The organism is Buchnera aphidicola (Eriosoma grossulariae), assembly GCF_964059045.1.
Taxonomy (GTDB): Bacteria; Pseudomonadota; Gammaproteobacteria; order Enterobacterales; family Enterobacteriaceae; genus Buchnera_D; species Buchnera_D aphidicola_A.
Genome location: NZ_OZ060402.1, coordinates 331,821 through 344,370, shown reverse-complemented (window position 1 = coordinate 344,370; position 12,550 = coordinate 331,821). Strand labels below are relative to the sequence as shown.

Sequence of the window (12,550 nt, the reverse complement as noted above, 5' to 3'; positions counted from 1 at the left end):
ATAATACATAAAAACCATTAAAATGAATAATTTTAATAATATTAAAAAAAAAAAAAAATATCATATAATATCTTGATAAATGTTCTAGTTTTAGTTTAATATAGAAGATATTGGGCGCATTGGCAGATTGGTTATGCGACGGATTGCAAATCCGTTTAGTTCGGTTCAATTCCGGAATGCGCCTTAAAAATAATTATTTAAGCCCGGGTGGTGAAATTGGTAAACACAAGGGATTTAAAATCCCTCGGCTGTACAGCTTTGCGGGTTCAAGTCCCGCTCCGGGTATTTTAAAAAATATTTTTAAATAATAAAAACAATATTTAAATCCAAGCTTGATATATTATAAAAGAATTATTTTTTTTTAATATTTTTATTATTGAGAATTGTTTTTTAAGAATTTCAAAAAATAATAAAGATGATTGAGTTACAAATCTTAGTTCTCCTTTAGGTTTTAAATATTTACAAGATTCTAAAATAATTTTTTTAATTATTTTTTTTGTGAATTTTATTCCTTCATGTATAGGTGGATTAGAAATTATTAAATCAAATTTTTCATGAATGTGAATATTTGAAAATAAATCACTAGCTAATATTTTGCCTTTAATATTATTTATTTCAAAATTTTTTTTGCTTGATTTTATAGCTAATAAATCAATATCGATTAAAGTTAAATTGACTTTTTCTGATTTTTGGTGTAACAAAATAGACAAAATACCACTTCCACAACCAATATCTAATACCTTTCCTGTAGTTTTTTTTGTAAATGTCGAAGCGAGAAACAAAGTTCCTGAGTCAAATCCTGAATGACCAAAAACTCCTGGTAATGTTTTTATTACTATATTATTTAAAATATGTGTACTAAATATTTTTTCTAGATTTATTGTATTTTTTTTTTGTATATTACCTAAAAACAAAGAACAATGTTTTGCACTATCTAATTTTTCTATTTTGACCATTTTTTTTAAAATATTTTGAACGCTACGAACTCCACTATTATTTTTTCCTACTACTAATAATTGACAATTTAAAAATTGACATGAAAATAAATATTTTAATTGAAATTTGGCTTCTTTTTTATTTTTTGGCCAATAATAAATAATTAAATTAGTATTAATACAATGTTGTTTTTGAATTTTAAAATTAAAAAAAATATTTTTGTTAGTCTTAGTTAATAATGTCCATATATTATATTTTGTAGTATATATTTTAGTATTTTGACTAGAAAAGAGTATTGGAAAACAATCTTTTATATCGCCATAAAAAATTATATTTTTATTTTTTAAAAAGTGTTTATGTTTATTTAATAATTGACTTTCGTTGTTCAATTTATGCATCATTAGATTTTTTATATGTGAATAAAAAGTTAATAAAAATAAAATTAAATTAATATAGAAAATATTTTTTATTGATATATAAAAATAATTATGATTGATGATTTTTAATTTTAATATTGCATGTTACAAGTTTATATATTAATTATTAAAATATTCTTGTGAAAATAATTACTATATATAATATATTATATTGAATATTAAAAATTGATTTATAAATTGTTTTCTGTCAAAAAATGGTATAATATTACTTTGGTATTATTTTTATTGAGACAAATTATCTTATTTATTTTTTATAAAAAAATAATAATATTTTTATTTATTAAAAAATAATATTGAATATTAATGTTTTTCTAAAAATATTAATTTAAAATTTAATGATTCACACAATATAATTATTATTGTATAAAAATAAAATATTTATACATATATTTTAATAAAATTCATATCAAATGTTTATCCTAAAAAGTTTTTATAGAATATTTTTATTTTTTTTATATATATTCGAAATTATTAATAATTAATTAAATATTGTTGATTATTATATTGATATATTATATATATATTGATTTTATATAATAATAATATTTTCATATATATATTTTGTCAATTTGTATAATATAAAAAAATATTTAATAGAGTTAATAAATATGCAATCTGCTCCTATAAAATTAAATAGTAGTTGTTTTACTTTTTTAATTCTTTATTTATTCAGTTATAATGTCAATCTAGTAAAAACAGCGATACAAATTAAAATCAATCAATTACCCTATAAATTCATTAATTTACCTATTGTATTAAATGTATCTTCGTTATCTAATCAGGTAAATTGGATTGAAATGAAAAAAGCAATATTGTCTACAGGAATATATATTATAGGTGTCATGGAATGTCATGACGAAAAATTAAAAAAAATGATTATTAATTCAGGATTACCTATTCTATCTAATTATAATAATTATTTTTTTAAAAAAAAATATATCAAATCTGTTAATAACAATGCAAATGATCAAGAAAAAAGAACAAAAAAAACATTAATAATTAACACACCTATTCGTTCAGGACAAAAAATATATGCACAAAATAGAGACTTAATTATTACTAGTCATGTCAGTTCCGGTGCTGAGTTAATTGCAGATGGAAATGTACACATTTATGGTATTATGAGAGGTAGAGTATTAGTTGGAGCTAAAGGGGATACAAGTAGACAAATTTTTTGTACTAATTTTTTTGCAGAGTTAATTTCTATTTCTGGTGAATATTGGTTAATAGATCATATTCCATTAAATTATATTGGAAAAACAGTAATAATTTTTTTAAAAAATGGATTATTAAAAATTAAATTAATTGATTGAATCATAATTAGATAGGATATTTATATGACACGTATTATTGTAGTGACATCAGGGAAGGGAGGTGTAGGAAAAACAACTTCTAGTGCAGCTTTAGCAACTGGTTTTGCTTTAAAAGGGAAAAAAACTATTGTTATTGATTTTGATATAGGATTAAGAAATTTAGATTTAATTATGGGTTGTGAACGGAGAGTAGTATATGATTTAATTAATGTTATTCAAGGAGATGCTCTTTTGAATCAAGCTTTAATTAAAGATAAAATTACTAAAAATTTATTTATATTACCTGCTTCTCAAACTAGAAATAAAGAATATCTGACAAAAGATGGTGTAAAAAAAATTTTTCAAGAATTAATTAATATGAAATTTGAATATATTATTTGTGATTCTCCTGCTGGTATTGAAAATGGGGCAATGTTATCTATTTATTTTGCTGATGAAGCAGTAGTTATAACCAATCCAGAAGTTTCTTCTGTTAGAGATTCAGATAGAATGTTGGGTATTTTATCTTCTCAATCACAAAGATCAGAAAAAAAAGAAGAACCGATAAAAGAATATTTGTTGCTAACTCGTTATGATCCAAAAAGAGTTAACCAAGGAGATATGCTAAGTGTAGAAGATGTATTAGATATTCTTAGAATACCATTAATAGGAGTTATCCCTGAAGATATTTGTGTTTTAAAGTCTTCTAATCAAGGAAAATCTATTATATTAGATCATCATTCTAATGCTGGAAAAGCTTATTTAGATTCAGTTAATCGTTTACTTGGTAATACTTGTCCATTTCGGTTCCTGAAGGAAGAAAAAAAAAGTTTTTTTAAACGATTATTTTGGAGATAACATATATGGCATTGTTAGATTTTTTTTTATATAATAAAAAGCAGACAGCTAATATTGCAAAACAAAGATTGCAAATTATTATTGCAGAACATAGAAAAAATAATCAAGAACCTGATTATTTTCCAACTTTAAAAAATGAAATTTTGTTAATTTTATCAAAATATGTTAATGTAAATCCAAATATGATTCAAATTAATTTAGAATATAACAAGAAAAATATTTCTATATTGGAATTGAATATTACAATACCTGAATAAAAATGATTTTTTTAATTATTATTTAATGAATAAAAAATAATTTTTAAAATATCATAAATTATTTTAATTCAATTTTGTCTTGTAAAATAATTTTTTATGATTCAAAATAATTACAAAAATAATCTGGTTGAATAATTGTATTAATCGGAAATGGATTATTTTTTAAAAAATTTTTTGACAAAATAATTATATCTTGTGCATGAGGTTGAATAATTTTTATATATTTTATATTAGGAATATTATAATTTAAATTAATATTTTTCCATCCATCTCCAATTCTTGTCCAATCAGATTTTATTGTTAAAATTTGATTATATAATTCTTGATGTGTTGAAATGAATTCTTTAGTTTGTTTTTCCCATAATCCATTTTTTTTTCTAATATACATATTCCAGTATATTAATTTTTTATTTAATTTTATAGCTATAATTAATTTTTTAATTTTTTTGACACGCCATGCTTGCTCTGCTAAGATTTCTAATGTAGAAAAAGTAATAACAGGAATATCTGATCCTATAGATAAACCTGTAGCAATACAGATTCCTGTTCTTATTCCAGTGAATGTACCAGGTCCTTTTGTAATAGCACACAAATCAACTTTTTTTAATAACAATTTATTACGTATTAAAATGTTTTGAATCATTGTTAATATTTTTTTAGTATGATTTTTAATAGATTCCTCATATAAATAATCGATATGATCATTTATTAATAAAGCCACTGAACATGCTTGCATAGATGTATCTATAGATAAAATTGTTTTATTCATAATATAATTTTTATTTTTTATACCTTATTAATTAAATTAATTATTTTTGTAATATAAATTTTTAAAATATATTAATTTTTATTTAATAAATTTTAAAAAGAATTATTTTTTTTACAATTATATTTTTTTTATACGGACTAAATCAATGCGATATTCATTTGATTCTAAAATATGAAATTGTAGTGGATGAATATAAATTATTTCTCCAGGAAGAGGCAATTGACCTTTCTGAGCGATAAGAAGTCCAGCTAAAGAAGCATAATGATTTTCTTTTATTAAATGTTCTATATCAAATAATTGTTGTAATGAATGTAAATCAGTGCTTCCTTTCACTAACCAACTATTTTTTTCAATAATTATTTCTGGAGTTTCATCTGCATCAGGAAATTCTCCTGCGATAGCTTCTAATAAATCTAATGGTGTAATAAGTCCTTGAATAACACCAAATTCATTACTCACAATTACTAAACTTCCTTTTGATTTTTTCAAAACGCCTAATAAATTAATTGGATCTAAAGTATCTGGAATAATAATAGGTGGTGTTCGAGATGCAAATTCTGAAACATTAATATTTTGTTCTAATTTTACTAATAATTCTTTAGCTCTAACAATTCCAATAATTTCATCTAATTCTCCTTTACAAATTGGAAATAAACTATGTGGAGTATCTAGTAATTGTACTCTAATTTCTTCTCTATTTTTTTCAATATTTACCCATGATATTGCTCTTCTTGGTGTCATAATGCTTCTAATAGAGCGTGCTGCTAATGTTAAAACACCATTAATCATGTATTTTTCTTCTTGAAATGCATTGGATGCTATTTTTTCAACAAATGGGATAGTATTGTTTTTTTCAGAAATATTATCTTCTTTATTATTTTGTCGTTCTCGAATCATTAATCTTAATATTGCTTCTGCAGCACGTTGTCTCATTGGTATTTTTGATTGATGTTTAATAAAATTATGACGGGCTATTTGATTAAACAATTCAATAATAATTGAAAAACCTACTGCAGCATATAAATATCCTTTAGGTATATCCAGACCTAAAGCTTCTGCTACTAATGATAAACCAATTATTAATAAAAAACTAAGACATAATACTACAACAGTTGGATGTAAATTCATAAATGATGTTATCGTTTTAGAAGCCAACAACATCAGGCTCATGGCTACAATAACAGCTATCATCATCATCAACAAAGAATTAACTATTCCAACAGCAGTAATTACTGAATCTAATGAAAATACAGCGTCTAAAATTACTATCTGAATAACTACAGGCCAGAAACTAGCATAGTTTTTATTGTCTAAATGTTTATGTTGGTGATTTTCTAATCTTTCATGTAATTCAATAGTTGATTTAAATAATAAAAAAAATCCTCCAAACAATAAAATTAAATCTCTTCCTGATAAACTGATATATTTATTCTGAATTATAGGATTTACTAAAGTAACAATCCAGGAAATTAATGATAATAGACTTAATCTCATGAATAATGCTAAACTTAAACCAATTAAACGTGCTTTATCACGTTGAAGTGGTGGTAATTTTTCTGTTAAAATTGATACAAATACTAAATTATCTATACCTAATACTACTTCTAAAATAATTAGTGTGAATAATCCTGCTACACGTGATGTATCTAAAAAAAATTCCATTATAATCTCTGTAAAATATAAATATATATTAATATTAGTAATTTTATTCACTATAATTAAAAAATAAACATATATATTATAAATTTATATTTATATTTTTTATATAAAATATATATAAATAATATCTTATTTTAATAAATGAATTATCGATTATTTTTATTTTATTTTTTAATATTATTCAAACTAAATTATGCTGAAAAATAATTTAGTTTGAATAATATTAAAAAAGCCTTTGCAAATTTTTCAGCAAAGGCTTTTTTAATATTATTATTTATATATCAAGTTTTTTTTAAATTAGGTTGAATAAAGTTATATTGCAAACACATTAACTGCAGCAGGACCTTTTTGTCCATCTTGAATTTCAAATTCAACATTTTGACCTTCAGAAAGTGTTTTGAATCCATTTCCTTGTATAGAAGAAAAATGTACAAATACATCTTTGCTACCATCTGATGGAGTTATAAAACCAAAACCTTTAGATTCATTGAACCACTTTACTTGACCTTTAATCTTTGCCATTTTTGCAATTTCCTTAAAATATTGTTTTTATAAAAATTAGAAACATAACTGCATGAGGCATAAATATAAGATTCGGCAAGATCAGTTGAATCAACGTCTTTACTCTGAATTTTTTAACTTGATAATGCCTTTCATAAACAGAAATTGTTACTTGTTTTAATTATAAAATATTTTTTTTTAAAAATTTTTTATAATTAAAACAAAAAAAATATTTATAAATACTATTAAAAATAATAATATAATAAAATTAACAATTTATTATATATGTTTTTATTATTTTTTACAAGATAAAATCTGTTTATTGAGATTGTCTCAATAAACAGATTTTATCTTGTAAAAAATAATAAAAACTTATATATTACATATATTTTTCATTATATAAAGCTGTAATTCTTTGTTCTAATGAAGGATGTGATCTAAATAATTTTAAAATAGCACTAGATTTACCATTAATACAAAATGCAATTATATTATTAGGTTCTTCTGGTTCATAACTAGTTTTTAATTTTTCTAATGCTGCAATCATTTTATATTTTCCAACTAATTTAGCAGATCCTGCATCAGCATAAAATTCACGATTTCTAGAAAACCACAAAACAATTATATTAGCTAAAATTCCAAATAATATATCTAATATCGTAGATATAATAAAATAAATCATTGAAGTTTGATTGTTTTCATTTTCTTCTTTGTTAGAAATGAAGTTAGTAGAAATAATTTTAGCAATAACACGAGATGTAAAAATAACTATTGTATTTATTACACCTTGTATTAATGTCATAGTAATCATATCACCGTTATAAATATGACACATTTCATGTGCTATAACAGCTTCTGCTTCATTTAAATTCATTTTTTTTAACAATCCTAAAGAAATTGCTATTAATGCTGAATTTTTACTATGACCAGTTGCAAATGCATTAATATCTAGAGCAGGATAAATAGCTATTTCAGGAGTCATAATCCCCATTTTATCAGCATGTTTCTTTACAATATTCATTAACCATTCTTCATTAGGATTACTAGGTTTGGAAATAATTTGACCTCCAACAGAATATAAAGCAATCCATTTTGACATAAATAATGAAATCAATGATCCACTAAATCCAAAACAACCAGAAATAATCATTAAACCATAGAGACTATTTATATCTATTGATGTAAAACTTAATATTAATCCAAAAATTAACATTACTGATAAATTAGTGAATAAAAAAATAATTATTCTAATCATATAATTTTTTATGTCCTAGATAGTGAATAAATTAATATAAATTATAAAAATAAATTTATTAATTAATATTATTTATGTTTGTGAATATAATTATTTAATAATTATATTATTAATCATTTTATAAAATTTTTTTATATAAAAATTTATTTAAAAAAAATAAATAAAATATTCATAGTAAACCATTAGTTTAATATTTTTATTGAATATTTATATGCATAATATCATAAATATAAAAAATTATTTTTGTAAAATACAATCTAACAATATAAATCAATTTTTAAAATATATATTTTGATCTATTATTTATTTTTTTAAATAATTATTTATTTATTATGATTATATTAAAGAAACTAAAATAAATAATAGATAGAATATATGTTTTATTAAAAACAATAAAAATTACATTTATTGATCAAACAATAAAATAATGCTTGATCAATTTTAGAAACTATAAAAATTTTATTTGAATTATATAACATTCTATAAAAAATTTTATTAAATAATTTTTTTAATTATATTCAATATATAAAATTTAATATTATAATTAATAATTATATTTTTATAATTTTAGAATATAATTTAAAATTAATATTCATAAAAAAAAAATAAGTATTATTCATTCCAATTACGTTTGTCTTTTTCAATCATTTTATTAGATGAAATTGGCCCCCATGTTCCTGCTTGATATAATTCAGGTTGAGTTTGTTTTTGATCCCATGCATGAATAATTGAATCAACCCATTTCCAGGCTTCTTCTACTTCATCTCTACGAACAAACAAAGATTGAACTCCTCTCATGCTTTCTAGTAATAGACGTTCATAAGCATCGATTAAACAATTTTTTTTAAAATTTTCTACATAATTAAAACTTAATTTTGTATTAGTTAAATTATTAGTAGAACTTAATTCTGGTATTTTATTTAAAATATGAATATCAATTCCTTCATTAGGTTGTAATCGAATAATTAATTTATTTTGAGGCAGAATAGGCATTGATTCTTTAAATAAATTCATTGATATATTTTTAAAAAAAATTGAAATTTCAGAATACTTTTGAGGTAATCTTTTCCCAGTTCTTAAATAAAATGGCACACCTGACCATCTCCAATTATCGATATCAACTCGAATAGCAACAAAAGTTTCAGTATTACTATTTGTTTCAGCTCCTTCTTCATTAATATACGCTGGAACATATATACCATTTATACTCCCAAAAGTATATTGTCCTCGGACAGTATTTTTTTGTATATTAGTTTCATCAATAAGTCGTAAGGATTTTAATACTTTTACTTTTTCATCTCTAATACTATCAGCATTGAGATTATTTGGAGGACACATAGCAATAATACTTAATATTTGTAATAAATGATTTTGAACCATATCACGCATTTGTCCAGTTTTATCAAAATAATCCCATCTTCCTTCAATTCCTATTTCTTCAGCTACGGTAATTTGAATATGATCAATTGTTTGATTATTCCAATTTTTATAAAAAATTGGATTCGCAAATCTTAAAGATAGCAAATTTAGTATAGTTTCTTTACCAAGATAATGATCAATACGGAAAATTTGTGATTCTGAAAAATATTTTCCTATTTGATTATTTATTTCTTGTGATGTTTTTAAAGATGTACCTAAAGGTTTTTCTATAACTATTCTTGCAGGAGGTAGATTTAGCTTTGCTGAAGCCAAACCATTGCAAATAGCTCCATAAATACTAGGAGGCACTGCAAAATAATTTATAGTAATTCTTTTTTTTTGATCTAATAAATTTTTTAGTTTTAAAAAATTTTTTGTTTCATTCACATCTAAATTACAAAAATCTAGTCGATTATGTAATCTATTCCATAATGATTCTTCTATTTTTTCTGTCATAAAATTTTCTAAAGCTTTTCTTACAATATATTTATAATATTGTTTATCCCAATCTGCACGACCAACACCAATGATTCTAGTATCTTGATTAAGTTTATTTGCTTTTTCTAGCTGATAAAGAGAAGGGATAAGTTTTCTTTTCGCCAGATCTCCTTTAGCACCAAAAATAATTAGATCATGTCCTTTTTTTATATTTTTTACCATTTTTTAACATCTTTCCTTTCATATGAAATAAAATTTAAAATTTTATTCATGATATATATTTAATAAGATTATAGAAATAATTTTGAATCTATTATTTTCCTTACATATTGCAAAATTAAAATAAAATAATTTCATTTTTTTAAAATAAATATATATATATATTTAAATAAATTTAAAAAGTTGATAAAAAATAATAATTTTTTTTTTTTATATCAATATATTGTATATATAAATATATTATTTTTTATATAAATTATTTAATGAGAATTTATATATATATTTTATATATATAATTTTCTTGTCAAAATATACACAAACATTTAATTTAATATTATATACATTAGTTGAATTTTGATATTGATATTGATATTTTTTTTTTTGTTATGATATATAATTATATATTATAAAAAATTATTGTAATACATAGTAAGAGCATAAAATATATACCATGAATAAACAATAATTTGTTTTATTATATTTATTCATCTATATCTATAAGATTAATAAGGTTTGATCGTTTTTAAATCTATTTGATAAAAATTATATTTTTTAAAATTAATAAAAATAAGATTTATTGCAATCATATATTACTTTTATTATATTAAGAAGACTTGTTATTTTATTCTTTAATGAATATTCATAATATTAATGAATTTATGTAAACAATAATAAAAATAAAAATTCTTATTATTAAGTCATTTTTTAATAATTTTTATTTTTTTTTATAATATATTTTAAAAATTAACCGAGATAAATTTATGATAAGAAGATTTAGAAGAACAAAAATTGTCGCTACTTTAGGTCCAGCTACAGATAGAGATAATAATCTTGAAAAAATTATAAAATCAGGTGTAAACGTATTACGATTGAATTTTTCTCATGGTCTTCCAGAAGAACATCAGAATAGAGCTAAAAAAGTTTTTGAAATCATGAATAAACTAAAATGTCATGTAGCTTTATTAGGAGATTTACAAGGACCTAAAATTAGAATTACAGGTTTTAAATCAGAAAAAGTATTCTTAAATGTTGGAGATCAATTTTTGCTAGATTCTACATTAGGAATATATGAAGGAACGGAGAAAAAAGTTGGAGTAGATTATAAACAACTGCCCATTGATGTTTTTTCAGGGGATCATTTATTATTAGATGATGGAAGAATACAATTAAAAGTTATTAAATCTACTAAACAAAAGATATATACTAAAGTTATAATAGGAGGTTTTCTTTCTAAAAATAAAGGAATTAATAAATTAAATGGAGGACTATCTGCTAAATCATTAACAAAAAAAGATAAAAAAGACATAATATTAGCAGCTAGTATAGGTGTAGATTATCTTGCTGTTTCTTTTCCAAGATCAGCTGATGATATTAATGAAGCAAGAAAGTTAGCAATCGAATCTGGAAGTAATGCAAAAATTGTAGCAAAAATAGAAAGAGCTGAAGCTGTTTTAACAGAATCTGTGATGGAAAGTATTATTTTAGCATCTGATGTTATTATGGTTGCAAGAGGAGATCTAGGTGTGGAAATAGGAGATCCAGCTCTCGCTGGAATCCAAAAAACTTTAATACGAAAAGCAAGACAATTAAATAGAGTAGTCATTACTGCTACACAAATGATGGAGTCAATGATAATTAATCCTCTACCTACCCGAGCAGAAGTAATGGATGTTGCCAATGCTGTTTTAGATGGAAGCGATGCTGTTATGCTATCTGCAGAAACTGCTTCTGGAAATTACCCTGTAGAAACTGTTATTGCAATGGCAAAAGTTTGTAAAGGTGCGGAAAAAGTTCCTAGTATTAATGTTTCCAGACACCGACTAGATTTACAATTTAATAGTATCGAAGAAGCTATTGCAATGTCAGCAATGTATTCAGCTAATCATTTAGAAGGTGTAACAGCAATTATTACTATGACAGAATCAGGAAGAACAGCCTTAATGACATCGCGTATTACTTCAGGGTTGCCAATTTTTGCAATGTCTCGTCATCATAGTACATTAAAATTAGCAGCTTTATATCGTGGTGTTACACCTGTTTATTTTAATAGTAATCAAGAAGGAGTAGTGGCTGCTACTGAAGCAATTATTCTTCTTAAAGAACAAAAATTTTTAGTTAAAAATGATTTGGTTATTGTTACTCAAGGAGATGTTATGAGTTCAATAGGAAAAACTAATACAATTAGAATTTTAGTTGTAGAATAAAATTTATAAATAATGAATTTAAAAATACAAAAGTAAATTTAAAAAATAATTAAGTATTGTTTTTATAGTTTATTTTTAATTAATTTAAATATACTAAATATTAAAAAACATAATATATTTACAAAAGATTTTTATTATTAAAATATATATTTTATATTTATTATTTGACAGAATTCTTCAATATCTAATAATCAAAATTTGATTATTGTTTTATTTTTTAAATTAATTTTTTAAATTCATTTTTAATAATATATATTTTTATATATATTAGATTCAATGATAATTGATATTTTTGTAAAAAAATAT

Annotated in this window: 10 protein-coding genes and 2 tRNA genes; 6 read left to right on the top strand and 6 right to left on the bottom strand. The window is 22.1% G+C overall.

What is annotated here, in order from left to right; translation table 11 throughout:
- Positions 1-113 precede the first annotated feature (113 nt).
- Both AB4W51_RS01455 and AB4W51_RS01450 read left to right on the top strand, forming a co-directional pair.
- Positions 114-184 (top strand) — tRNA-Cys (locus AB4W51_RS01455).
- Positions 185-201: 17 nt separating this feature from the next.
- Positions 202-285, top strand: a tRNA-Leu gene (locus AB4W51_RS01450).
- A 35-nt stretch (positions 286-320) separates the two neighbouring features.
- On the opposite strand, the gene rsmC is transcribed toward AB4W51_RS01450, so the two are convergent.
- On the bottom strand, positions 321-1,337 hold the full coding sequence (gene rsmC, locus AB4W51_RS01445) for a 16S rRNA (guanine(1207)-N(2))-methyltransferase RsmC (protein ID WP_367676373.1): 1,017 nt from the start codon (positions 1,335-1,337) through the stop codon (positions 321-323).
- Positions 1,338-1,981: 644 nt separating this feature from the next.
- On the opposite strand from rsmC, the gene minC reads away from it, so the two are divergent.
- Genes minC through minE form a run of 3 tightly spaced genes read left to right on the top strand, consistent with a single transcriptional unit; the run spans position 1,982 to position 3,780 of the window.
- The gene (gene minC, locus AB4W51_RS01440) at positions 1,982-2,686 is read left to right on the top strand and encodes a septum site-determining protein MinC (protein ID WP_367676372.1); all 705 of its coding nucleotides are present in this window, start codon (positions 1,982-1,984) and stop codon (positions 2,684-2,686) included.
- Between the two features lie 24 nt (positions 2,687-2,710).
- Positions 2,711-3,523, top strand: coding sequence for a septum site-determining protein MinD (gene minD, locus AB4W51_RS01435; protein ID WP_367676371.1), 813 nt, complete (start codon positions 2,711-2,713; stop codon positions 3,521-3,523).
- A 5-nt stretch (positions 3,524-3,528) separates the two neighbouring features.
- Entirely contained in the window at positions 3,529-3,780 is a 252-nt protein-coding gene (minE, locus tag AB4W51_RS01430; protein WP_367676370.1) for a cell division topological specificity factor MinE, read from the top strand.
- A gap of 94 nt (positions 3,781-3,874) precedes the next feature.
- Here the strand turns inward: minE and tsaB are convergent, their stop codons facing one another.
- From tsaB to zwf, 5 genes are all read right to left on the bottom strand, one after another.
- Entirely contained in the window at positions 3,875-4,549 is a 675-nt protein-coding gene (gene tsaB / locus AB4W51_RS01425) for a tRNA (adenosine(37)-N6)-threonylcarbamoyltransferase complex dimerization subunit type 1 TsaB (RefSeq protein ID WP_367676369.1), read from the bottom strand.
- 117 nt (positions 4,550-4,666) lie between these two features.
- Positions 4,667-6,211, bottom strand: coding sequence for a TerC family protein (locus AB4W51_RS01420; RefSeq protein WP_367676368.1), 1,545 nt, complete (start codon positions 6,209-6,211; stop codon positions 4,667-4,669).
- Between the two features lie 309 nt (positions 6,212-6,520).
- Positions 6,521-6,730: a cold shock-like protein CspC gene (gene cspC, locus AB4W51_RS01415; protein ID WP_367676367.1), complete on the bottom strand. Its 210-nt coding sequence runs from the start codon at positions 6,728-6,730 to the stop codon at positions 6,521-6,523.
- Between the two features lie 358 nt (positions 6,731-7,088).
- Positions 7,089-7,964, bottom strand: a complete 876-nt coding sequence (gene htpX, locus AB4W51_RS01410; RefSeq protein ID WP_367676366.1) for a protease HtpX — start codon at positions 7,962-7,964, stop codon at positions 7,089-7,091.
- Between the two features lie 612 nt (positions 7,965-8,576).
- Entirely contained in the window at positions 8,577-10,043 is a 1,467-nt protein-coding gene (zwf, locus tag AB4W51_RS01405) for a glucose-6-phosphate dehydrogenase (RefSeq protein ID WP_367676365.1), read from the bottom strand.
- A 758-nt stretch (positions 10,044-10,801) separates the two neighbouring features.
- Here zwf and pyk point away from each other — a divergent pair.
- Positions 10,802-12,244 (top strand): pyruvate kinase, encoded by a 1,443-nt coding sequence (pyk, locus tag AB4W51_RS01400; protein ID WP_367676364.1) that lies wholly within the window; start codon positions 10,802-10,804, stop codon positions 12,242-12,244.
- The last annotated feature ends 306 nt before the right edge of the window (positions 12,245-12,550 follow it).